Source organism: Rhizobium sp. ARZ01 (assembly GCF_014851675.1).
In the GTDB taxonomy this organism is placed as follows: domain Bacteria; phylum Pseudomonadota; class Alphaproteobacteria; order Rhizobiales; family Rhizobiaceae; genus Mycoplana.
The window spans coordinates 1-24647 of the sequence record NZ_JACVAE010000004.1 but is presented as its reverse complement, the minus strand read 5'-3'; the positions used below and the strand labels follow the sequence as shown (position 1 = coordinate 24647).

The window sequence follows — 24647 nt, the reverse complement described above, 5'->3', positions numbered from 1 at the left end:
CTTTGTTGGCCCCAGTCGGCCCGAAGCTGCGACTTTGGCCGACTGAAGAACGGAGTCAGAATACGGTGCTGGTCAACGCTGACCAACGCCCGATAGACCGTTATCCTGGAAATGGCGCCAGCCCGCCTGACCAAGGTATTTCGCGGGCATCGCTTAGTCGTCGTTTCTGGAGCCGCTTGCTGTTGGATGCGTGCAAAATGCAAAAAGCCCGCTCTGCGAGCGGGCTTTTCGGGAGACCTGATCGGGCCTCTCTTCCTTGGGAGGAAATCATTCGGCAGGTTGAAGTGCCGGCGTCAAGACTTCATCTTCGACTACGGTTCCACTCAACGCGGCATCAAGCATCGCGACATCAAGTTCGTTCTCCCAGCGTGCGACGACGATGGTGGCGACGGCGTTGCCGACAAAGTTGGTCAGCGCGCGGCATTCCGACATGAAACGGTCGATGCCGAGGATGAGCGCCATGCCGGCGACGGGAACGGACGGAACCACCGAAAGCGTTGCCGCGAGCGTGATGAAACCGGCGCCCGTGATGCCCGCTGCACCTTTCGAGCTCAGCATCGCCACCAGCAGCAGCAGGATCTGGTCTCCCCACGAGAGCTGGATATCGACCGCCTGTGCGATGAAGAGTGCCGCAAGTGTCATGTAGATGTTGGTACCGTCAAGGTTGAACGAGTACCCAGTCGGGATCACGAGGCCGACGACCGAGCGCTTGCATCCAGCGCGCTCCATCTTCTGCATCAGCCCGGGCAGCGCGGCCTCTGAAGAGGAAGTACCAAGGACGAGCAACAATTCTTCCTTGATGTAACGGATGAGTGCCAGGATCGAAAAGCCATTGTACCGGGCCACCGCGCCGAGAACGACAAATACGAACAGCAACGAGGTCAGGTAGAATGTGGCGATGAGGAAGGCGAGGTTGGTGACCGAGCCGATACCGTACTTGCCGATGGTGAACGCCATCGCGCCGAATGCGCCGATCGGGGCCGCCTTCATCAGGATTGCTACAAGCCGGAAGATGGGGGCGGTGAGCGCATGCAGGAAATCGACGACGGGCTTGCCGTGGTCGCCGACCATGCCGAGGGCGATGCCGAAGAGCACCGAGATGAACAGCACCTGCAAGATGTCGCCGTCTGCAAAAGCGCCGACGATCGTCTGCGGAATGATGTTCATGAGGAAGCCGGTGATGGTCGACTCGTGCGCCTTGGCTGCGTAGCTGGACACCGCATCGGCATCGAGGGATGCCGGATCAATGTGCATGCCGGCACCCGGCTGTATGACATTGGCGACCACCATGCCAACCGCAAGCGCGAGCGTCGAGAAGGTCAGGAAGTAGAGCATCGCCTTGCCAGCGACGCGCCCGACCTTCTTCAGGTCAGACATGCCGGCAATGCCGGTCGCGACCGTCAAAAAGATCACCGGGGCAATGATCATCTTCACGAGCTTGATGAAGGCATCGCCGAGCGGCTTCAGACTGGCGCCGAAGTCCGGATAGTAGTGACCGACGAGCATACCGGCGACGATTGCCAGGATCACCTGGAAATAGAGGTGGCGGTAGAACGGCAGGGGGCCGGGTTTGTCTGCGACTGTAGAAGAAATGTGCATGATGTCCTCCTTCTCGCCCTCACCGAAAACTGGCTCTTCCCGGGGCGGATTGCTGGTATTGCTACCGAGGCTCGCAAGCGGCATGCCAATTGCGCTTGCCCATTCTTAAGTGGCTGATATTGAATTGTTTATTTGAGCAAGGGGTGCGCGTCGAAATTTGGCGATGTGCGATAATTCGCACTATTCTGTTGAGTGATGTGCGAAATTATGCTCAAGCTTACCAATGAGCTACGCCCTGCCTATGTCCGACGATCTGGCACTGCGCCGCCGGGCAAGCCGGGTGTGGCTCCTATTCAGTCTCGCCGCCTTGGCAGTAACTTTCCTCGCGCTTTATCTGGCTGGAGCCTATGGACGGTCATCCTCGTTGTCTGATCTCGAAGTTCAGGGACGGATCGACGCCAACTTGAAGATTTCGCTGCTGCGTGCCGTCTTGGAGCGGCCGCGTGCCCTTCCGTTTTTGCTGTCGCGTGACAGGGACGTTGAGGAGGCACTGGAAGCGCAGGATCCGGCGAAACGGCAGGCGCTTAGCCGCAAGTTGGAGGACCTCGTCGCAGGCACAAGCGCCTCGGTACTTTATGTGCTGGACAAAACGGGCGTTGCGATTGCCGCCAGCAACTGGCGGGAGCCAACGAGCTTCGTTGGCAATGACTACGCGTTTCGAGAGTATTTTTCCCGGGCAATGAAGGATGGTACGGCCGAGCAATTCGCACTCGGCACCAGTAGCAATCGCCCCGGGCTCTACATTTCACATCGCGTGGGACCTGCCATCGCGACAAGCGGCGTTGTCGTCGTCAAGATGGAGTTTGACCGGCTCGAGAGTGATTGGCGCGACGCACAACGCCCCGCCTACGTCACCGACGTAAATGGCGTTGTCTTGATCACCAGCATCCCGTCATGGCGTTTCATGACGACGGTGCCCCTTGCATCGGACAAGCTGGTTGATATCCGCGACAGCCTCCAGTTTGGCGAGGCATCACTGGCTCCCCTGCCGTTCACTGAAATCGAACGACAGAGACAGGGCGCAAGCCTCATCCGTACTGTCCCGCCCGGTGGCGTGGCGACGGACTACTTACGTATCTCCGCCCCGGTCGCGTCAACGCCCTGGCAATTTGAATATCTCGTGCCCATAGATGCAGCCGTCGCGATGGCGATCCGCGAGGCCAGGCTCGCTGCAATCCTCGGCGCGGCCGCGCTCCTGCTCGCAATAGCGATATGGTTGCGTCGGCGCGAAGGTGCCTTGGCCGCAAAAGCAAGAGAACAGATGGCGCGCGAGGACCTCGAGCGCCGGGTGAGCGAGCGTACGATCGACCTCAGCCGCGCGCGCGACCGGTTGCAGGCGGAAATCTCGGATCACCGGGCGACGGAAGCGCAATTGCAAGCAGTGCAGGAAGATCTTGTCCATGCAAATCGACTGGCAATCCTCGGCCAAGTGGCTGCAGGGGTCGCGCACGAGATCAATCAGCCGGTTGCGACGATCCGGGCCTACGCGGACAATTCCAAGGTCTTTCTCGAGCGGCAACAGACAAAGCCGGTCTTCGAAAACCTCGACCTCATCGCCGGTCTCACGGAGCGGATCGGCATTATCACTGCAGATCTGAAGGCCTTGGCACGCAAGGGCCGCACCGAACCGGAGCCCGTGGGACTTGCGGATGTGATCGATGGAGCCGTCCTTCTGCTGCGTAGTCGCTTCACGGGGCGCATGGAGCGCCTGGTGATCGAACCACCGCCGGCCAGATTGCGTGTACTGGGAAATCGCCTGCGGTTGGAGCAGATTTTCATAAACCTCTTCCAGAACGCCCTTGAAGCCGTTGAAGATCGCGCTGAAGGTCGGGTCAATGTCTCTTTCCATGACAGCGGCGACTTGGTTGCTGTTGTCGTTGCTGACAATGGTCCCGGCATCTCGCCGTCCGTTCTCGGATCGCTGTTTGAGCCCTTCAACACATCCAAGGAAAAAGGCCTCGGCCTCGGCCTCGTCATCTCACGGGATATCGCCAGCGACTACGGCGGTCGCCTCGAGGTGGAAAGCAGCGAAAAGGGCGCCCGGTTCCTCGTTAACCTGCGAAAGGCTGATAGATGATCAGCGCAGTTCCCGTGCTTCTGATCGACGACGACCACGCCTTGCTTCGCGCAACGGCGCAGACCCTGGAACTCGCCGGTTTCGAGGTATCGCCTCTACAGTCTGCCGCCGGCGCGCTTGCCGTGCTTGATGCGGGTTTCGAGGGCGTTGTGATTTCGGACATTCGCATGCCGGGTATCGATGGTCTGCAATTGTTTGGACGCATCCGCGAGATCGATGACGAGATGCCTGTCATCCTGATCACCGGCCACGGGGACATACCGATGGCAGTCAAAGCCATTCAGGACGGCGTCTATGACTTCATCGCCAAGCCATTCCCGGCCGAAACGTTGGTCCAGGCGGTTCGTCGCGCGGCGGAAATGCGGAGGCTTGTCATCGAGAACCGGCGCCTGAGGGAAGCGGCGACCAAGATTGAGGATGATCTGCCGCTGATCGGCCAAACACCGGCAATGGAGCGTTTGCGCCAGACACTTCGCCAGATCGCCGAAACGGATGTCGACGTGCTGGTGACCGGCGAAACGGGGAGCGGCAAGGAGGTTGTCGCGCGGCTGCTCCACGATTGGAGCCGGCGGGCCCGGGGAAACTTCGTCGCTCTCAATTGCGGCGCGCTGCCCGAACAGATTATCGAGAGCGAACTCTTCGGCCACGAGCCGGGTGCCTTCACCGGCGCGCAGAAAAAACGCATCGGTCGTATCGAGCACTCGAGCGGCGGCACGCTCTTTCTCGACGAGATCGAAAGCATGCCGCTATCGGCACAGGTGCAGATGCTGCGTGTCCTCGAAATGCGTGAGGTCACGCCGCTCGGCACCAATGAGGTCCGGCCGGTGGATCTTCGCATTGTTGCGGCGGCCAAAGTCGACCTCGGTGATCCGGTGCAGCGAAAGAGTTTTCGCGAAGACCTCTACTATCGCCTCAACGTGGTGGCTGTCTCGATCCCACCCTTGCGGGAACGCCGCGAGGACGTGCCCCTGTTGTTCAGCTATTTTGCCGAAAGGGCGGCTCGACGGTTCGGACGGGAGGTGCCGTCGCCGACGCCCGCGGTCGCCCGGCATCTGAAGGAGCACGCCTGGCCTGGCAACGTCCGCGAGCTGTCGCATTTCGCCGAGCGTGTGGTACTGGGGCTTGAGCCGGCAGAGCCACGTTCTGATCCGATCGCGGACGGCGCGCTTGCCTCTCTTCCTGAGCGACTTGAACAGCAAGAGGCCGCGATCATTCGCGCGACGCTCACATCTTTCGATGGTGACGTGCAACGGACTGTTGCCGCCCTTGGCATTCCGCGCAAGACCTTCTACGACAAGTTGCAGCGCCACGGTATTGTTCGAAGCGATTTCTCGAAGAAACCCTGACGAAGAACGCTCGGGGGAGTTGTCACGTTATCGAGCGGTGAGCAAACTGCTCGAAGGGTGAGGGTGAGGGTGAGCGTGAGCCTGCGCCGCCGCGTTCATGGCATCGCCGGGCTCCGGATCGCTGACGCATCGGTCATGTGCAGATACCCTCGGGGACAGGAATGCTCCGTCCATCATGATCGCGGAAGGACATCCAACATGATCCTCGAGATGTCGTTCGGTGATCGGCGCGATCACATTCGGGTGAAGCATGCCGAAGATCGGTGGCTTCCAATCCTCGCTTTGGCTGTTCCGGTGACTGGAGTGTTATCAACCGGAATGATCCCGGCGCGTCTCGCGAGATTTCAATAACTTAACATAGTTTCACGGCGCGCGCGATCTCGCTGACGGTCGTCCATTCGGAACTTTGCGACAAGGCCGAGAACACGGTAACGCATATATTGATGGCCCTCATCAATTTGATTTGCATCAACCGGAGCACTGCCCGAGAGGCGTAGAGGCGACGGCGGGAGGGCAACTGTATCTCTTCAAAGGAGAACGCCCATGACGTCACGCTCAAGCCTCCGCTTCGCTATGCGAGCGCTTCTGGTCCGAGAGTGTTTCACTCGAGAGTCTGCTGCCGGTCGCGCGGTTGCAGACCTGATCGATGAACTCGAAAGACGTGAGATCGAGGTGGTCCGCTCCACCAATGTCGACGACGCCGTCGCCATTGTCAGCTCCGATCCGACCATCCAGTGCCTGCTGCTGGACTGGGATCTTAGGGATGGCGGCCAACACCAATCGGCCCGCGCCGTACTCGACGCGATGCGCGAATTTAATGCCGACGTGCCGATTTTCTTGCTGGCCAATCGGAGCGCTGCCTCAACCCTCTCGGCCGAGGTCATGACCAAGGCCGACGACTTCATCTGGCTGCTGGAGGACACGGCCGATTTCATTAGTGGCCGCATCTTGGCAGCCCTTCAGCGCTATCGCTCAACCGTCCTGCCGCCGATGTTCGCGGCGCTGGTCGAATTCGCCAGAACGCACGAATATTCCTGGCACACGCCGGGACATACCGGCGGTACCGCCTTCCTGACCTCACCCGTCGGCCGCGCCTTCTTCGAGTTCTTCGGTGAAAGCCTCTTCCGATCCGACCTGTCGATCTCGGTCGGCGAACTCGGCTCGCTGCTCGATCACAGCGGCGCCATCGGAGCCGGCGAACGTTTCGCCGCGAAGGTGTTCGGCTCGGACCGCAGCTACTATGTCACCAACGGCTCGTCGACGTCGAACCGCGTCATCCTGATGGCGAGCGTGACGCGGGACCAGGTGGCGCTGTGCGACCGCAACTGCCACAAGTCGGTCGAGCATGCGATGACGCTATCGGGTGCGATTCCCGCCTACCTCATGCCGACCCGCAATGCGCTCGGCCTGATCGGGCCGATTCCCCCCGAGCGCCTGACGCCGGCCGCACTGCGCCGCCTCGTCAACGAAAACCCGCTGGTGAAGGAGGGGCCTGATGCCAAGCCTGTTCATGCGGTTATCACAAACTCCACCTATGACGGGCTATGCTACAACGTCGCCCGCATCGAGGAGCTGATGGGCGAAAGCGTCGACCGGCTGCATTTCGACGAAGCCTGGTACGCTTATGCGCGGTTCAACCCGATCTACCGCGAGCGCTATGGCATGCATGGCGAGGCCGCCGTGCGCGACCGGACCAAGCCGACCGTCTTCACCACCCATTCGACGCACAAGCTGCTCGCGGCGCTCTCACAGGCATCGATGATCCATGTGCGCGACGGGCGCAACCCAATCGACCATGCGCGCTTCAACGAAGCCTTCATGATGCACGCCTCGACGTCGCCATTCTATCCGATCATCGCCTCGAACGACGCCTCGGCCGCGATGATGGAGGGGTCGGGCGAAAAGCTCACCGGCGCTTCGATCCGCGAAGCGATCGCCTTCCGGCAGATGATCGCACGGTTGAACGCGGAGATCGCTGACGAAGGCGGCTGGTTCTTCGACGTCTGGCAGCCGCCGGAAGTGATCGATGCGCGGGGCCGTAAGGTGCCCTTCCACGAATGCGATCCGGCCCACCTCGAAAGCGAGCCGTCCTGCTGGCATCTTGCCCCCAACGCGGCATGGCATGGTTTCGGCAACATTGAGCCGGACTATTGCATGCTCGATCCGATCAAGGTCTCGATGTTGACACCTGGCATGGATGCCCAAGGCGACATGAAGGCCGTCGGCATTCCGGCCAGCGTCGTCACCGCCTATCTCGGCGCCCGCGGCATCGTCGTCGAGAAGACCACGGATTTCACCATCCTCGTGCTCTTCTCTCTTGGTGTCACGAAGGGCAAGTGGGGCACGCTGGTCAACGCGCTGCTCGACTTCCGCAAGGACTATGACGCCAACACGCCGCTCGAACGTGCCATTCCGCGCCTCGTGGCAGAACACGGGGATCGTTACGACGGCATGGGTCTGCGCGATCTCGCCGACCTGATGTTCGAGGCGATGGGCAAGCTCAAGACCACGAAGACGATGTCTGAAGCCTTCGAAATCCTGCCGAAGCCCGACATGAGCCCGGTCATGGCCTATGAGGAGCTCGTGCGTGGCAATGTCGAGAAGGTGACGCTCGACGAGCTTGCGAACCGCACGCTGGCGACGGGCGTCGTGCCCTATCCGCCGGGCATCCCGCTGATGATGCCTGGCGAGAATGCCGGTCCCGCCGATGGCGCGCTCATCGGCTATCTCAAGGCGCTCGAATCCTACGACCGGCGTTTCCCCGGCTTTGGCCACGACACGCACGGCGTCGAGGTCGAGGACGGCGTCTACCACGTCCTTGCGGTCAAGCGCTGACGGGAGAGACGGCCATGTCAAACGAAAAAGCCATATCCGGCACACACAAGATGGGCCTGTTGCCCGCGACCTTGATGGTCGCGGGTAACATGATGGGCTCGGGCGTGTTCATGCTCCCGGCCAATCTTTCCGCGATCGGCAGCATCGCGTTGATTGGCTGGCTCCTGACGGTGGTGGGCGCAGTTGCGCTCGCCCTCGTCTTCGCCAAGCTCGCGGCGATCGACCCTGCCGCGGGCGGCCCTTACGCCTATACCCGCAAGGCCTTCGGCGACTACATGGGCTACCAGACCAACTTGGTCTATTGGCTCGCCAACGTCGTCGGCAACGTTGCGCTGGCGATCGCGGGATTGGGGTATCTCTCGCACTTCTTCCCCGCGCTCAAGGAACCGCTCATCCTGGCCATGGGCTCGATCGCGGTGATCTGGTTCTTCGCCTACGCGAACATACTGGGTCCCAAGCTCGTCGGGCGCCTGCAGTCCTTCACCACGATCATCGCACTGATCCCGATTTTCGGGACGGCGTTGTTCGGTTGGTTCTGGTTTAGCGGCGAGACCTATGCAGCAGCCTGGAACGTTTCGGGCAAAAGCGACACAAGCGCTGTGATGGCAACGCTCACCTTCACCCTATGGGCCTTCATCGGGGTGGAAAGCGCCTCGGTCTCGGCCGGAGTGGTGGATAATCCGTCGCGCAACGTGCCGATCGCCACCGTGGCCGGTGTGATCCTCGCCTCGGTCGCCTATGTGCTGAGCTCGTCGGTCATCATGGGCATGATCCCGAACGAAGATCTCGTCGCTTCGTCGGCTCCCTTCGCCGACGCCGCCCGGATCGCGCTCGGCGATGTCGCCGGCGGCGCAGTGGCGCTATTCGCGGCGGTTGGTTGCCTCGGCTCGCTTGCCGGCTGGACGCTGCTCGTCGGCCAGTCAGCAAAGGCTGCGGCCGACGACGGGCTCTTCCCCGGGATCTTCGCCAAGGTCAACCGGCGCGGCGTGCCCTCGCTCGGCCTGGTGATCGTCGCGGGCCTGATGAGCCTGCAAGTTCTGGCCACCATGTCGCCAACGGCCAGCGAACAGTTCGGCAAGATCGCCTCGATCGCGGTGATCATGACGCTGCTGCCATACATCTATTCGACGATCGCCATAAAGGTGCTGGGCTATCGCAAGATGCCCAACAGCCAGTACACGTTCTTCGTGGTGGCCGGACTGGTCGGCGCGGTCTACTGCATGACCGCCCTGGTCGGCTCGGACGGCCAACAGACGCGCTGGTCGCTGATCTTCGTGATCGCAACCATGGTGTTCTACTCGTCGTCGATCACGCGCAAGCGCGACATCGAGGAAAAGCACCTCCATCCGGGCGGACGCGCGCCCGTCTGGGTGCGCTACCTCGCCCTCGGTGTGACGATCGCAGCGCTCGTTGTGATGTTCTGGCTGTCGGTCGGACAGTATCGCGACCTCAACTTGCGCTCGCGGTCGCTGACGCCGCCGGACGCTGCGGGGACGATCGAGATGATCGTGCCGCCGGCGCAGCCCTTGCCGGCTGGATCCGCGACGGCGCAACCGGCGCCCGTGCAACCCGCACCAGCGCAGTAGAGGCGGCGAGCCGGCCGGCGCTCCGGCCGGCGTCCCGTCAGTGTTCGGCCTTCTCTTCGGGAATGGAGAGAAGGCCGCTTCCTCAGGGGACTGCACCTTTATCGCCAGCTTCTGCCGTTTCCGTCCGGGGTTTCAGATCTGGCGCCGAGAAATGGCAAACCCTACGTACCGCGGCTACAACGATGTGGCAGCTAGGTTGAATCGTCCACCACGGTACGATTTCCCGCATTGACGAGGTGCCGCAGTCGCTCTTCGAGTGCGCGGCGGTTGGCCATCGTGATGGTCTAGCCCGTCTTCTCGGCCAGCGCCTTGCCAAGCGCACTGTCTCGGAATCCTTGATACTAAGTGCCGTCGTTGGTTCCCGTTGGGGAGGGATGGCAAGCGTCCGCTCGAACGCCGCCACCTGCGCCTTCCGATCGACTATGACCGCCAATCTTTCGCATGAAACGTTCCGGAATAGAGGTCAGAAGTTCGGACCAGCTTACGCAAGGTAACTCCGTCGCAGGACGGCTAGATCGTCGCGATCGATCTGCTGTGCCCGCGCGCTGTTGCCGGGACTGTCGACCGGCCGTAGCCGCGAAAACTATCTATGGATTTGGCTATCGTTGAAAGACAATTCCCTTTAATTTCCGCAAATTGGAGTGGAACCGGATATCGCCGGCCTATGGGGATGCATACAATCCCCGCCCATGTCGGGCCTCTGCCAACGACCTATGCAAACAGGAGAATGAGATGAGCGGTTTTGAAACCGGCAACAGGGCAGGACGCAACAACCGGGCAGCAACGACGGCGCTTGCCACCGTGCTCGCTTTGGGCACCTTCGGCCAGGCGCTTGCCGCAGAGAGCGATCCAGACGCGACGATCAACATCGGTTCGCTCTATGAGCCACAGAACCTCGACAATACCGCCGGCGCCGGGCAGGGCATCAACGAAGCCTTCAACGGCAACGTCTACGAAGCGCTGTTCCGCCTGACGGATGCGGGCACGGTCGAGCCGGTGCTCGCCAAAGACACCAAGGTCAGCGAGGACGGCCTTACCTATACGTTCACGCTGCAGCCGGGCGTCACCTTCCATTCCGGCGCGCCGCTCACCTCCAAGGACGTGAAATTCTCTATCGAGCGCGTGACGACCGAAGCCTCGAAGAGCTCGCGCAAGAGCAGCCTGAAGTCCATCGCTGGCATCGAGACGCCCGATGATGCGACCGTCGTCGTGAAACTCGCCTCCCGCTCCATCTCGCTGCCCTATAACCTCAGCTATGTCTGGATCGCCAATGACGAGGCGACGGATTTTCAGGCGAAGGAGGACGGCACTGGGCCCTATGCGCTGCAGGAATGGCGCCGCGGCTCGTCGCTGGCGCTTGCCCGCTTCGACAAGTATTGGGGCGACAAGCCGAAGAACGGCGAAGTGGTCTTCCAGTATTTCACCGAGGCGACGGCGCTGAACAATGCGCTGCTGACCGGCTCGGTCGATATCATCACCTCCGTGCAGAGCCCGGATTCGCTGGCGCAGTTCAAGGACAATCCGGACTTCACCGTCAGCGAGGGCCAATCCACCACCAAGCTGCTGCTGGCCTATAACGACCGCGTCGCGCCCTTCGACAATGTGAAGGTCCGCAAGGCACTTGCCCGCGCCATTGACGACGAGAAACTCTTGAATGCCGTCTGGGGCGATTACGGCACGCTCATCGGCTCCTTCGTACCGCCGACGGATACCTGGTATGTCGATCTGACGAAGACCGATGCGTACGACCCGGAAAGCGCCAAGGCGCTGCTGAAGGAAGCCGGCTACCCCGACGGTTTCACCTTCACCATCGACACGCCGAACTACGATCCGCACCCGATTGCCGCCCAGTTCATCCAGAGTGAACTCGCCAAGATCGGTGTGAAGGTGGAGATCAACGTCATCACCGCCAACGAGTGGTACACGAAGATCTACAAGGCGCATGACTTCCAGGCGACCCTGCAGGAGCACGTCAACCACCGCGACATCGTCTTTTACGGCAACCCGGACTTCTATTGGGGCTACAACAACCCCAAGGTCGTCGACCTGATCAAGCAGGCCGAAGCCAGCGCCACCGAAGCCGAGCAGACCGAAAAGCTGAAAGAAGCCAACACGATCGTCGCGGAGGATGCGGCCAGCAACTGGTTCTACCTCTATCCGCAGATCGTCGTATCGACGGCATCGGTTAGCGGTTATCCGGTGAACGGCCTCAACTCGCAGTTCTTCGCCTACGGCATTGCCAAGGCCGAGTAACGGTAAGCTCGACACGATAAGTCGTCTGGAACCGGAGCGTTGTCGCCATTCGCGAAAACGTTCCGGTTTCCTGTTTGGCGCATTCCAGATGCAAAACCGCTTCGCACTTTTGCCGGAATTGCTCTATGTTCGGGCGGCGTCCGCGCGTGAGAGGTAACCACCATATTTTCTTACATTATCCGCCGCTCCGCCATTCTGGCGCTGTCGGTCGTCATTGCCGCCGTCATCCTGTTCGTGCTGCTGCGTCTTCTGCCGGGCGATCCCGCCAACGCGCTAGTCTCCGTCGGAGCCGATGCGGCGCAGATCGAGGCGGCGCGTAAGCAGGTGGGCTCCGACCTGCCGCTCTATGAACAATTCCTGCGTTTTGCCGGCAGCCTGGCGCGCTTCGATCTCGGCACGTCCTTTGTTTCCGGCGCGCCCGTGCTCACCGAGATCGGCAAGCGTCTCATCGTCACCGTGCCGCTGACGCTGCTCGCCTTCGTGGTCGCCATCGCCATCGCCGTGCCGCTCGGCATCCTCTCGGTCGTGCGCCAGAACCGCTGGTATGGCGGGCTGATCTCGGTCGTCTCGCAACTCGGCATCGCCGTGCCGGTATTCTGGATCGGCATCCTCTTGGTCACGGTCTTTGCGGTGAATCTCAGGCTTTTCCCCTCCGGCGGCTTCCCCTCGCGCGGATGGCAATCGGCCGGGGCGGCTTTCCAGGCGCTCACCCTGCCGGTGGCGACCATCGCCATCGTCATGTCCGCCTCGCTGATCCGCTATGTGCGCTCGGCGACGCAGGATGTGCTCGGCAGCGACTACCTGCGTACCGCCCGCGCGCTCGGAGCCACCTTTTCCGAGGCGCTGTTCCGCCACGGCATCCGAAATGGCGCCGTCCCGGTCATTTCCGTGCTCGGCATGGAGCTTGCCTCCACGCTGCTCGGCGCGGTGGTTGTAGAACGGGTGTTTGCGCTGCCGGGCCTTGGTTCCATGCTGCTGCTCGGCATCGAGCAGCGCGATTATCCCAATGTGCAGGGTGTGCTCTTCGTCTCGACGCTGATGGTGTTGTTGGTCGGCTTTGCCGCCGATCTCATCCAGCGCCTCGTCGATCCGCGCCTGCGCGGCCGCATGGCGGGAGGCACCGCATGAGCGCGCCGGAAACACTCGGCACGAGCGTGCCGCAAAAGTCCTCCCTTCCATGGCCACTCGCCGTCGGCGGCCTGCTAATCGGCTTGCATATCATCGTTGCGCTGCTCTCGCTGGTCTGGACACCCTATGGAGTCGGCGACATGGTCGGCGGACGCCTTGAAGGGCCGTCGCTGTCGCATTGGGCGGGCACGGATCGGCTCGGCCGCGATCTGATGACCCAGATCATGATCGGCTCGCGCATCGCGCTGTTCGTCGGCTGCGGAGCGGTGGCGCTCGGTGCGCTGATCGGCGTTACGATTGGCGTGCTGGCGGCTTTCGCCACGCGAACGCTCGACGACGTGCTGGCCGCAGCACTCGATATCCTCATCGCCTTCCCGACGCTGCTGCTCGCCATGCTGATCGTCGCCTCCAGCGATGGCGCGAGCCTTGGAACTGCGATCCTCGCCATCGGCATCGCGGGCTCCGCCATCGTCGCGCGGCTGACGCGCATCCTCGCCAAGCGAATCCTTGCGATGGACTACATCACGGCGGCGCGCATTTCCGGCACCGCTTGGCCGGGCATCGTGCGCCTCCATGTGCTGCCGAACATCTGGCCTACGCTGATCGTCAACTTTGCCCTGCAATTCGGACTGGCGGTCATCGCCGAGGCCTCGCTCTCCTATCTCGGCCTCGGCGCCCCGCCGCCGAACGCCTCCTGGGGGCGACTGCTGCAGGAGGCACAGGCCTCCGTCTACACCGCGCCCTTCGGCGCTATCGCGCCCGGCCTTGCACTGGTCTCGCTGGTCATCGGCCTCAATCTCTTCGCCGATGGCCTCCGCGAGGTCGCCGATCCAACCCGGAGGAGAAGCCGGTGAGCGCTTTGCTGTCTGTCGACAATCTCGACATCCGCACCGTCGGGCGCACGCTCGTCTCCGGCGTCTCCTTCTCTATCGCCGCCGGGGAACGGGTCGGACTTATCGGCGAATCCGGCTCCGGCAAGTCGCTGACGGCGCTGGCCGTGCTCGGCCTCCTGCCGGAGACCATGCGCGCCGGTGGTTCGATCCGACTTGACGGCCGTCAGGTGATCGGTGCGCACGACCGGGACCTGGTGCCATTGCGCGGCGTCAGCATCGCCGCCGTGTTCCAAGAGCCGATGACGGCGCTGGACCCGCTGATGCGGATCGGCGATCAGGTGGGGGAGGTGGTGCGCCGCCGAACTCTTCGGGACGGCGAGAAGCCCGGCAACACCGAGGTGCAGGCGCGTGTTCTGGCCTTGCTAGAACGTGTCGCCCTGCCGGAGCCGGAGCGCATCGCACGCGCCTATCCGCACGAGATTTCCGGCGGCCAACGCCAGCGCGCAGCGATCGCCATGGCGATCGCTTGCCGGCCGAAACTCTTGATCGCAGACGAGCCGACCACCGCGCTCGACGTCACCACGCAGGCCGAAATCCTGAAACTGCTCGAGACGCTGGTGCGGGACGAGGCCATGGGTCTGCTCTTCATCAGCCACGACCTGCCGGTGGTGGCGACCATCGCAGAGCGCGCCCTGGTGATGCGCCACGGCAATCTGATCGAGGAAGGCCGGGTCGCAACGCTTTTCGACCGGCCGACCCATCCCTATACCGAGGGCCTGGTCGCCGCCGCGCGCGCCTTTGATGCCGCGCTGGAGATGACGCCATGACTCTTTTCAACCTTTCCGCGGTGTCCTTCGCCTATGCGCGGGGGACCCCAGTGCTGCACGGCATCGATCTGACCGTTGAGGCCGGCAGCAATCTAGGCATTGTCGGAGAGTCTGGCTCTGGCAAGACGACGCTTCTGAAACTGCTGCTCGGGCTGGAGCACACCTCCGCCGGCACCGTATCCTTCCGTGGCGAGCGCCTTGATACCCGTGATGGCGGCTTCATGCGCGGCTTTCGCCGCAGCGTCCAGGCGGTCTTCCAGGATCCCTATTCCTCGCTCGATCCGCGTCAGAAGGTGTTCGACATTATCGCCGAGCCGCTGCGCTCGCTGAAAATCCAGACGAACCTCACTGAGGCGGTGGCGCAGGCCTTGCAGGATGTCGACCTACCAGCGGATGCGGCGCGGCGCTATCCGCACGAGTTTTCCGGCGGCCAGCGCCAGCGCATCGCCATTGCGCGGGCGATCGTCGCCAAACCCGACCTCATCATCGCCGACGAGGTGGTGAGCGCGCTCGACCTTTCCACCCGCACCCGCATCATCGATCTCATGCGCGACCTCTCGTCCCGCATGACCTTCGTCGTTGTCTCGCACGACATCGCGCTGGTGGCGTTGTTGTGCGAAAGGTTGGTGGTTCTTGAAAAGGGCAGGGTCGTGGAAGAGGGCGCAACGCGCGAAATCCTCGCCCGCCCGGCGCATCCCTATACGCAAAGGCTGCTCGCCAGCACGCCAAGGATGCCGCAACGCGCCTAACCGCGGCGCATTGCAACCTCGCCTGCATGGCTCAACACGGCTCAAGCCATGAGATTATCTGAAAGTGGGCCATATCCCTGAATATAGGGCATGATCAACGTCGACGTTTGCGCCTAGACCTTCCCCACATCCTCATAGAAGGTATGCAGGGCCCAGTCGCCCGCACAGAATCGGTCCTTGGCGAAGTTGTGCTGATGCCAGTAGGGATAGAGGTAGGGCAGGCGGCTCACCAAATTGAGCCTTTCCAGTTCCTCGCTGGTCAGCTTGAGGTCGACCGCGGCGATGTTGTCCTGGAACTGCTCGACCGACAGGCCGCCGACGACAAGCGAACTGACGGCTGGTCGTGTCAGCGTCCAGGCGAGGGCGATCTGTGCGGCGGAAACGTCGCGCGCGGCGGCAATGTCGGTCAGCGTGTCGACGATGGCCCACAGCCGCTCCTTGTCGCGGATCGGCGGTTCGCTCCAGCCGGCCGCCTGGCGCGAGGATGCGGGCGACCTGTCGCGGCCGAAGGCGCCCGAAAGCAGGCCGGCAGCGAGCGGGCTCCAGACCATGACGCCGAGCCCCTGGTCGACCGATATCGGCAGGAGTTCGTATTCCGCCTCACGCGCTTCCAGCGTGTAGTGGATCTGTTGGGTGATGAAGCGCGGGAGGTTGCGGAGGTCCGACACGCCGAGCGCCTTCATAATGTGCCAGCCCGAATAATTGGAGCAGCCGATGTAGCGAATCTTGCCCTGCTGGACGAGTGTATCGAGCGCCGACAGCATCTCCTCGAGCGGTGTCAGCCCGTCCCATTCGTGCATGAAATAGATGTCGATGCGGTCGGTGCGCAGGCGCTTGAGGCTGCGTTCGCATTCACGGATCAGGTGATAGCGGGAAACGCCCTCGTCGTTGGGGCCGTTGCCGATGCGCATGCGCGCTTTCGAGGAGATCAGCACCTCGTCGCGCTTGCCTTCGAGCACCTCGCCGAGGATCTCCTCGGAGCGGCCGAGCGAATACATGTTGGCCGTGTCGAAGAGGTTGATGCCGCCGTCGATACAGGCATCGACAAGCCGACGGGCTTCCTTCACCCCCTGTCTGGCGACCATGGCGAAATCACCTTCGCCACCGAATGAGAAGGTGCCCATACTGAGGGCGGAAACTTTGAGGCCGGAGCGGCCGAGGGTCCTGTATTCCATTTTTTCACTCCCGAAAGACGATTGAGCGCCGGGCCGGGCGGGCTCCGGCGCAGGTGGTTGAAGGCGTCGCGACGGGCCGATGCCCGGCAGGGGGGCTCTGTTCGGTGTCCTCAGGTGCGGGCGAGCTTTTCCTTCGCCTTTGACGACTGGGGCGGTGTCGGGCTGCGCATGTCGCTGTCGCGCGTGATCAGTTCGGCGCCGACCAGGATCTTGACGGGTGGCTGCGCCTCCGAGGCGTTGATCAGTTCGTCCAGCACCGTGACCGCGAGATAGCCGATCTTGCGCTTCGACACGTCGATCGTCGTCAGCGAAGGATCCATGGTGGAACTCAGCGGCAGGTTGTCGAAGCCGATGATCGCGACATCGTCGGGAATGCGGATGCCGAATTCCTTCAGGGCCTTGATGAAGCCGTAGGCGATGACGTCGTTGGTGCAGAAGTAGCATTCGGCGAGCTCGATGCCATTCTTCAGCAGGGCGAGCGTATCGGCATAGGCGTCCTCATAGGTCGACTCGACCGAAAGGATGTCCGCCTCGTTTACCTTCAGGCCGAGCCTTGCCATGTTCTTGAAAAAGGCCTCCTGCCGGAGGCGGAAATTGGTCGTGTCGACGTGGCTGGCGACGAAGCCGATGCGCTCAAAACCCTGGCCCTTCAGGCGCGAGAGCACCTTATGGACGGCGTCCTCATTGTTCATGTTGACGAAGTTCGCGTCGACCACGTCGTAGAACGTGTCGATGAAAACGGTTGGTAAACCGAGGCCCTGGATCACCCGGATGTCGGATTCGGAAAGCTCCGTCCCGAGCGCGATGACGCCGCGGACCGGCGCGCCAGCAAGCGTTTCGGCGATGGCGCCGATCGACTGGCTCTCATAGGTCACCACCTGCAGCGTGTAGCCGCGTCGGGTCGCCTCGTTCGACATGCCGTCGATATAGTCGGAGATGAAGACGTTGTGGTCGCGGTTCACGGTATGCCCGTGCTTGGCGATCTTGAGGAAGCGCAGTGTGTCGGTGGCCTCGACGCGACCCTTGGCCGCGCGCGGCACATAGTTGAGGCTGGCGACCGCCTCCAGGACGCGTGCGCGCGTTTCCTCAGAAATGTCCCCTTTTCCGTTCAGCACCAGCGAAACCGTTGCTGGCGACACCCCGGCGGCGCCCGCAATGTCTCGAATTGTTAAGGATTTCTTAGTCTTCATCGGTTCCCGCGCTTGTTCTTATCGGCTGAAAGAGGGCCGCAATCGTAATTCTGTTTAGTAAATTATTACGCCAATTTTGCCGAGCGTTAAGGCAAAACGCCGCCCTGTGCAAATGCAATCTGCACAAAAAACCGCCTTGCGCGGGGCCATCAGCTTTGGTAATCGCTTTAGTGAAGTGATATGAAATTTACTAAACAACGGAGGAGAGTATGCACCAGTCCAACAGACAGCTCGTGGTTCTCGTCGCCATCAATTGCCTTCTGCTTGTGCTGGGTGCCGCCATTTCTGGCGGATCGTTCCTCTCGCTGTTCAATCTACAGTCCATGGCCAGCCAGGTTCCCGAAATCGGCCTGCTTGCGATCGGCGTCATGCTGGCGATGTGTGCTGGCAATGGCGGCATCGACCTTTCCGGCATAGCGCTCGCCAATCTCTCCGGCGTACTTGCGGCAGTTATCGTCACCTCCTTCGTCTCAGGCTCAGAAAACGGCGCGGTCTTCACCTTCGCCTTCATCGCCTGCGCACTGGTGATCGGCCTTGCCGGTGGCCTCATAAACGGCCTGCTCATCTCGCGCCTCAACATCACGCCGATCCTCTGCACCCTCGGCACGCAGATGGCTTTCACCGGCGTCGCGGTCGTCGTTTCCAACGGCAAGGCCGTGACGGTTGGCAGCCCCGAGCCGCTGTCGAGCATCGGCAACAGCATGTTCCTCGAAGTTCCGATCAGTTTCCTGATCTTTGCGGGTGTTGCCGCGCTGATCGCCGCGGTCCTGAAGTTCACGCCTTACGGTCTCTGGCTGATGCTGATGGGTTCCAATCCCAAAGCCGCTACCTATGCCGGCTTTCCGAAGAATCGGGTGATCGTCGCGACCTATGCGCTGAGCGGCGTGCTTTCGAGCCTTGCCGGCATCATCATCGCCGCGCGCAATGTCAACGTGAAGTGGGACTACGGTACATCCTACCTGCTGATCGCCATCCTCATCGCCGTCATGGCGGGCGTGAAGCCGGAGGGCGGCTACGGGCGCGTCGTCTGCGTCGTCCTGTCGGCGATCGCGCTTCAGCTGATGTCAAGCATGCTCAACTTCGGCGGCCTCTCCAACTTCGTGCGTGATTTCGCATGGGGTGCATTGCTGCTCGCCTTTCTTGCCGTCGGTCGCTTCGACCTCGTCGGCCACCTGTTCCCCGGCAATCGCCAGCGGACCGGTTCGATGCGCGTCCCTCACGCATCGAAGCGCGACACCTGAGGGAAATACTGCGTATTAGTGGAGGAAACTATGCGAGTAAATTCGAAGAAGATTCTGGCCGGTTCCGTCATGGCCGCAGCCCTTCTGGCTGGTTCCGTCGGGACGCTGATGGCGCAGGACAAGCCGGTTATCGCGACCGTCGTGAAGATCAGCGGCATTCCGTGGTTTGACCGGATGGATACGGGCGTCAAGGCGTTCGCAGAAGCGAACACGGACGTCGACGCGAGCCAGAGCGGCCCGGCCACGGCTGACGCCGCCCAGCAGCTCCAGATCGTGCAGGACCTCGTCGCCAAGGGCGTCAACGCTCTCGCTGTCGTGCCGATGGATCCGGCGGTTCTCGAAGGCACGCTCAAGCGCGCCATGGAGCGCGGCACGATCGTCGTCACCCATGAGGCTGACAACCAGATCAACACCCACGCCGACGTTGAAGCTTTCGACAACAGCGAGTACGGAGCCGCGCTTAACGAGCGTCTGGCCGAGTGCATGGGCCAGACCGGTAAGTGGACGACCTTTGTCGGCTCGCTCGGCAGCCGCACGCACCTGCAGTGGGTCGGCGCCGCTGAAGAGAACGCCAAGAAGTACCCCGACATGCAACTCGTCGACCCGAACAATGAGTCGTTCGATGATGCCAACGGCACTTACGAGAAGGCCAAGGAGATCCTGCGCAAGCATCCGGACCTGAAGGGCTTCCAGACCTCGGCTGGCAACGACGTGCTTGGCGTTGGCCGCGCGATCGACGAAGCCGGTCTTTCCGGCAAGGTGTGCCTGGTCGGTACCGGCCTTCCGAACCCGTCCGCAGACCTGCTCGAGTCGGGCGCCATCACCGCGATCGGCTTCTGGGACCCGAAGAACGCCGGCATGGCGATGAATGCGGTTGCCAAACTGCTCGTCAACAAGCAGGAGGTCACCGACGGCATGGACCTCGGCGTCGAAGGCTACAACAAGGTTTCCGTCAAGAAGGGTGCCGGCGAAGGCCTGCTGATCATCGGCAATGGCATGGTTCTGGCCGACAAGGCGACCTACAAGGAACGCCTGTTCTAAAGCCGGTCGTGAATGCTTGCCCCGGGGGTCGGCTCGCCGCCCCCCGGCGGCGGTGCTTTCGACCGCGGACCAACCATCATCACATAAAGGAATTCGCGGGTGCTAGAGAACTCGAACGGCGAGGGCCGCGGCGGCCGCTTTCTCGAGCTGCGGCAGATCCACAAGCGGTTTGGCGGTGTGCATGCGTTGCGTGGTGTTGATCTGACGCTGGAGCGTGGTGAGGCCTATCATCTGCTCGGTGAAAACGGCTGCGGCAAGAGCACGGTCATCAAGGTGATGTCCGGTGCGCACGCGCCCGACGAGGGCGAGATCGTCCTCGACGGAAAGAGCTTCCGCTCGCTATCGCCGATCCAGTCGCTCGAAGCCGGCATCGAGACCGTCTACCAGGATCTTTCGCTGCTGCCGAACCTGACGGTCGCGGAAAACGTGGCGCTCAACGAGCAGCTCGTGCGCGGCGGGGGCCGGCTTGCGCGCCTGTTCGACCGCAAGCGCCTGATGGAGACGGCGGCCGGTGCGCTGGAGACCGTTGGATTGCCGACGGACCGCGCCTTCCTCGATACCATCGTTTCAGAATTGCCATTGGCGTCCCGCCAGCTCGTCGCCATTGCGCGCGCCATCGCGACCAAGGCGAAGCTGGTCATCATGGATGAGCCGACGACCTCGCTCACCCGCCGCGAAGTGGACAATCTCATTCAGGTCGTCGAACGCCTGTGTTCGGAAAACGTCGCGGTTCTGTTCGTCACCCACAAACTCGAAGAATGCTACCGCATCGGCGGGCATGCGGTCGTCTTCCGCGACGGTGAATGCGTCGCGCAGGGACCGATCGAGCAGTACACCAAGGCCCAGATCGCCGAGCTGATGACCGGCCGGCTGATCGCCGCCGAGCGTTATCGCACTGGCAAGCCAGATGATGTGGAGCTTTTCAGCACCCAGAGCTTCGGCACATCGAGCGGTTTCGAGGACGTCAACCTTACCCTGAAGAAGGGCGAGATCCTCGGTATTACCGGCCTTGCCGATTCCGGTCGCAACGAACTCGCCATGGCGATCGCCGGCGTCGAGCCCGCGAGCCGGGGCGGTATGCGTCTCGAAGGCGCGGCTGTGAAGGTCCGCAACCCCTCCGATGCGATCGAACACGGCATCGGCTACGTCCCGGAAGACCGGCTTGCCGAGGGTCTGTTCCTTGACAAGTCGATCTTCGAAAACGAAATCGCGCTGGTCGTGAAGAAGCTCGCAAACGGTTTCGGCGTCGTCGACAGGGAGAAGGGCCGCGCGCTCGCCGCCAAGCTCTCCGAGGAGATGCGCCTCAACACGCGCGATCTCGATCTGCCGGTCGGCGCGCTTTCCGGCGGCAACCAGCAGCGCGTGCTGATCGGCCGCTGGTTGAGCATCCTGCCGAAGCTTCTGGTGCTGCACGGCCCGACGGTGGGGGTCGACATTGGCTCGAAGGACACGATCTACCGCGTGATCCAGAGGCTCGCAGAGGCCGGTATGGGGCTGATCATCGTCAGCGACGACCTGCCGGAACTCCTGCAGAACGCCGACCGCATTCTCGTCATGAATGGCGGCCGCGTCGTCGCCGAATTCGACGCCGAGAAGGCCGACGAGGACCAGCTCTACAAAGCAATGCTTACTTCCAAGACGGAGAATGCCGCATGAGTGCGTCACATCTCGAAGAACTTCGGGCCGCTCCGGAACAGACCCGTTCGTTCAGCCTCAGTGAACTCGTGCGTCGCCGGCCCGAGACGATCACGCTCATTCTGCTCGTCGCGATCTGCGTCATCGTCTCGATCGCCAATCCCGCGTTCCTGCAGCCCTCGTCGTTGATTGATATCGGCCGTGCGAGCGTGGTGATGGGACTGTTCGCGCTCGGCGTCTTCGTGATCCTGGCGGCGGGTGGCATCGACGTCTCCTTCACGGCGATCGCGGCCTTCACCATGTATTCGCTGACGCTGTTCGTGCTGAAAGTGGCGCCGGACCTGCCGCTGCCGGTAATCCTGCTGATCGCGACGGTCGGCGGCGCCTTGCTCGGCGTGATCAACGGCCTTTTGGTGCACACGCTGAAGGTTCCCTCGCTGATCGTCACGATCGGCACGCAGTACCTGTTCCGTGGGGCATTGCTGTCGTTCATCGGCACGACCTGGATCATGTCGCTGCCGCCGCAGATGGGCGCCTTCGGCCGGATGCCGCTGCTGCAGTTCGAGAGCGCTAACGGCGCGATGATCACGCTGCCTGTCTACTTCCTGATCCTGCCGATCGCGGCGCTCGCAACCTGGTGGATCCTGAACCGGACGCTGATGGGCCGCGCGATCTTCGCCGTCGGCGGCAATGCGAATGTCGCCGGCCGCCTCGGCTATAACTTGCGCAAGGTCCATGTGTTCATGTTCGCCTATGCCGGCGCGCTCGCCGGTCTCGCCGGCATCATCCACGTCTGCGCTAACCGGCAGGCGAACCCCTTCGACCTCGTCGGCACGGAGATCAACGTCATCGCCGCCGTGGTCCTCGGTGGCGCGCGCATCACCGGCGGCACCGGCACCGTGCTCGGTACGATCCTCGGCGTCCTTCTCGTCGTTGTCGTCAACAGCGTGCTCGTGATGGTCGGCATTCCCAGCACCTGGCAGCGTGTCGTGGTCGGCAGCTTTATCCTGCTCGCCGCCGCATTCTTCGTCACCAGCCAACACAAGAAATAAGCTTTCCAGCCAAGAGGGAAATATGAAGAAGTTCCTGAACAATCCCGTCGATTTCGTTGATGAAATGCTCGACGGCATCTATCGCGCCCATCCCAATCAACTGACCTATGTGGCTGACGACAAGCGCTGCATGGTCACTGCGCGTCCGAAGAAGGGCAAGGTCGGCATCGCCACCGGCGGTGGTTCCGGCCATCTGCCGTTGTTCCTCGGCTATGTCGGTGACGGCATGCTCGATGGCGCTGCCGTCGGCGGCGTGTTCCAGTCGCCGAGTGCCGAGCAGATGTATGAAGTGACCAAGGCGATCGACCAGGGCGCCGGCGTTCTCTACATCTACGGCAACTACACGGGCGACATCATCAACTTCGACATGGCGGCCGAGCTTGCCGATGTCGACGACATCAAGGTCAAGCAGGTCGTCGGCAACGACGACGCCGCGTCCTCGATCGTCGGTGAAGAGCACAAGCGCCGCGGCGTCGCCGGCATCTTCTTCGTCTACAAGGCGGCCGGTGCGGCTGCCGCCGAAGGCCTGTCGCTTGATGAAGTGACGCGTCTTGCTGACAAGGCGCGCCTGCGCACCCGCACGATGGGCGTCGCACTGTCGAGCTGCGTCGTCCCGGAAGTCGGCCATGCCACCTTCACCATCGGTGACGACGAAATGGAAATCGGCATGGGCATCCATGGCGAGCCGGGCATCAGCCGCAAGAAGCTCGCTCCCGCCGATGCCGTCATCGACGAGATGATGGAGCGGATCTTCGCCGAGCAGGACTACAAGAAGGGCGATGAAGTGGCCGTTTTGATGAACGGCCTCGGCGGCACGCCGCAGGAAGAGCTCTACGTCATGTTCCGCCGTGTCTCGCAGCTTTTCGAAGCGCGCGGCGTCAAGACCAAGCATGTCTGGGTCGGCGAGTTCGCCACTTCGATGGAGATGGCTGGCGCTTCGGTTTCGGTGCTGCACCTCGACGAGGAACTCGATCGCCTGATCGGCGCTCCGGCCAGCACGCCGTTCTTCAATCATTACAAGATCTGAGGAGACCGTCCGATGGATGCAATCAATGCAGCCGGGCTGATCAAGCTGTTCGAAGCGCTGAAGGCAACCTTCGCCGAGCAGCGCGAGTTCCTGATTGCGCTCGACGGCAAGGTCGGCGACAGCGATCTCGGCATCACGATGAGCAAGTCCTTTGCGGCGGCCTATGACACGGTCGTCGCCGAAGGCGAGGGGGCTTCGATCGCCAAGCTCCTGAAGTCGGCCGGCGTCATCATGGCGAAGACCGCTCCCTCGACCATGGGCACGCTGACGGCGACCGGCTTCCTGCGCGGCGGCAAGGCGCTCGACGAGGCTACCGCGATCGGCACCGCCGAACTCGCCGCCTTCTGGCGCGCCTTCGCGGACGGCGTTGCCGAACGCGGCAAGGCCAAGGTCGGCGACAAGACGCTGCTCGACGTCCTCGATCCAATCGCCCGTTCGATGGAAGCTTCGGCCGCAGACGGCGCCTCCCTCGCGAGCGGACTATCGGCGGCGACCCGTGCGGCTGCAGAAGCCCTGGAAAACACCAAGACCATGGTTGCTCAGCACGGCAAGGCAGCCGCGTTCCAGGAAAAGTCCCGCGGCCTGCAGGATGCCGGCGCCACCGTGGGCCTGCTGATCGTGCAGACGATGCACAACTTCGTGGCAGCTTAATCTGACGTAGACCTCATCATCGGGGTCTACGCCATCCATCTTTTTTGGAGAATCGACTCCAAGTGCAATATGGGCGTGTGCAGGATAGGGGGATCACCCGCCTTCGCGCGAATGCGCCATGAACATCTCGGCAGGTGTTCTGAAGCCAAGGCACTTGCGTGGCAGTGAATTGAGGTGATGGGCGAGGGCGACGAGTTGGGACTGACCCCACCGTGGCCAGATCCGTGTCGCCAGGCATGAAGCGGCGGATGCGCTTGTTGGCGTTCTCGACGGCGCCTTTCTGCCACGGCGAATTGGGATCGCAGAACCAGCTTCTCGCACCGATGCTATCTTCCAGAGCCCGATAGCCCATGAACTCCGTACCGCGGTCGAAGGTGAAGCTGCGGCGGGCATGCGACGGCA

At 62.3% G+C, this 24647-nt stretch carries 18 protein-coding genes and 1 pseudogene; 15 read left to right on the top strand and 4 right to left on the bottom strand.

Going from position 1 to position 24647, the window contains the following annotated elements; translation table 11 throughout:
- Window positions 1–267: 267 nt before the first annotated feature.
- Window positions 268–1599, bottom strand: coding sequence for a dicarboxylate/amino acid:cation symporter (locus tag IB238_RS20410; RefSeq protein ID WP_192251422.1), 1332 nt, complete (start codon window positions 1597–1599; stop codon window positions 268–270).
- Between the two features lie 223 nt (window positions 1600–1822).
- Here IB238_RS20410 and IB238_RS20405 point away from each other — a divergent pair, with 223 nt between their 5' ends.
- The 9 genes from IB238_RS20405 to IB238_RS20365 all read left to right on the top strand — a co-directional run bounded on the left by IB238_RS20405 (window position 1823) and on the right by IB238_RS20365 (window position 15233).
- Window positions 1823–3676: an ATP-binding protein gene (locus tag IB238_RS20405; RefSeq protein ID WP_192251419.1), complete on the top strand. Its 1854-nt coding sequence runs from the start codon at window positions 1823–1825 to the stop codon at window positions 3674–3676.
- Window positions 3673–5022, top strand: coding sequence for a sigma-54 dependent transcriptional regulator (locus IB238_RS20400; RefSeq protein WP_192251416.1), 1350 nt, complete (start codon window positions 3673–3675; stop codon window positions 5020–5022). The genes IB238_RS20405 and IB238_RS20400 overlap by 4 nt, the downstream gene beginning before the upstream one ends.
- A gap of 543 nt (window positions 5023–5565) precedes the next feature.
- Entirely contained in the window at window positions 5566–7857 is a 2292-nt protein-coding gene (locus IB238_RS20395) for an Orn/Lys/Arg decarboxylase N-terminal domain-containing protein (protein WP_192251413.1), read from the top strand.
- A gap of 14 nt (window positions 7858–7871) precedes the next feature.
- A complete protein-coding gene (gene adiC, locus IB238_RS20390; RefSeq protein ID WP_192251410.1) occupies window positions 7872–9443 on the top strand; it encodes an arginine/agmatine antiporter in 1572 nt (523 codons plus the stop codon).
- A 732-nt stretch (window positions 9444–10175) separates the two neighbouring features.
- Window positions 10176–11696, top strand: a complete 1521-nt coding sequence (locus tag IB238_RS20385) for an ABC transporter substrate-binding protein (RefSeq protein ID WP_192251408.1) — start codon at window positions 10176–10178, stop codon at window positions 11694–11696.
- A gap of 177 nt (window positions 11697–11873) precedes the next feature.
- Window positions 11874–12824 carry an ABC transporter permease gene (locus IB238_RS20380; protein WP_348648287.1) on the top strand — a complete coding sequence of 317 codons (951 nt, stop codon included), beginning with the start codon at window positions 11874–11876 and terminating at the stop codon, window positions 12822–12824.
- A complete protein-coding gene (locus tag IB238_RS20375; protein WP_192251405.1) occupies window positions 12821–13678 on the top strand; it encodes an ABC transporter permease in 858 nt (285 codons plus the stop codon). Before IB238_RS20380 ends, IB238_RS20375 begins: the two co-directional genes overlap by 4 nt.
- Window positions 13675–14484, top strand: a complete 810-nt coding sequence (locus tag IB238_RS20370) for an ABC transporter ATP-binding protein (RefSeq protein ID WP_192251402.1) — start codon at window positions 13675–13677, stop codon at window positions 14482–14484. The genes IB238_RS20375 and IB238_RS20370 overlap by 4 nt, the downstream gene beginning before the upstream one ends.
- Window positions 14481–15233 (top strand): ATP-binding cassette domain-containing protein, encoded by a 753-nt coding sequence (locus IB238_RS20365; RefSeq protein WP_192251399.1) that lies wholly within the window; start codon window positions 14481–14483, stop codon window positions 15231–15233. Before IB238_RS20370 ends, IB238_RS20365 begins: the two co-directional genes overlap by 4 nt.
- Window positions 15234–15346: 113 nt before the next feature.
- On the opposite strand, the gene IB238_RS20360 is transcribed toward IB238_RS20365, so the two are convergent.
- A complete protein-coding gene (locus IB238_RS20360; protein WP_192251396.1) occupies window positions 15347–16408 on the bottom strand; it encodes an aldo/keto reductase in 1062 nt (353 codons plus the stop codon).
- A 110-nt stretch (window positions 16409–16518) separates the two neighbouring features.
- A complete protein-coding gene (locus IB238_RS20355; RefSeq protein WP_192251393.1) occupies window positions 16519–17598 on the bottom strand; it encodes a LacI family DNA-binding transcriptional regulator in 1080 nt (359 codons plus the stop codon).
- A 209-nt stretch (window positions 17599–17807) separates the two neighbouring features.
- Here IB238_RS20355 and IB238_RS20350 point away from each other — a divergent pair, with 209 nt between their 5' ends.
- From IB238_RS20350 to IB238_RS20325, 6 genes are all read left to right on the top strand, one after another.
- Window positions 17808–18839, top strand: coding sequence for an ABC transporter permease (locus IB238_RS20350; protein WP_192251390.1), 1032 nt, complete (start codon window positions 17808–17810; stop codon window positions 18837–18839).
- 30 nt (window positions 18840–18869) lie between these two features.
- Window positions 18870–19880 carry a substrate-binding domain-containing protein gene (locus IB238_RS20345; protein WP_192251387.1) on the top strand — a complete coding sequence of 337 codons (1011 nt, stop codon included), beginning with the start codon at window positions 18870–18872 and terminating at the stop codon, window positions 19878–19880.
- Between the two features lie 99 nt (window positions 19881–19979).
- Window positions 19980–21536, top strand: coding sequence for a sugar ABC transporter ATP-binding protein (locus IB238_RS20340; RefSeq protein WP_192251384.1), 1557 nt, complete (start codon window positions 19980–19982; stop codon window positions 21534–21536).
- Window positions 21533–22567: an ABC transporter permease gene (locus tag IB238_RS20335; protein ID WP_192251382.1), complete on the top strand. Its 1035-nt coding sequence runs from the start codon at window positions 21533–21535 to the stop codon at window positions 22565–22567. Before IB238_RS20340 ends, IB238_RS20335 begins: the two co-directional genes overlap by 4 nt.
- 22 nt (window positions 22568–22589) lie before the next feature.
- Window positions 22590–23594, top strand: coding sequence for a dihydroxyacetone kinase subunit DhaK (locus IB238_RS20330; protein ID WP_192251379.1), 1005 nt, complete (start codon window positions 22590–22592; stop codon window positions 23592–23594).
- A gap of 12 nt (window positions 23595–23606) precedes the next feature.
- Window positions 23607–24245: a DAK2 domain-containing protein gene (locus IB238_RS20325; protein ID WP_192251376.1), complete on the top strand. Its 639-nt coding sequence runs from the start codon at window positions 23607–23609 to the stop codon at window positions 24243–24245.
- A 93-nt stretch (window positions 24246–24338) separates the two neighbouring features.
- On the opposite strand, the pseudogene IB238_RS24645 reads toward IB238_RS20325, so the two are convergent.
- A pseudogene (locus tag IB238_RS24645) lies at window positions 24339–24647 on the bottom strand (IS30 family transposase); the annotation flags it as partial.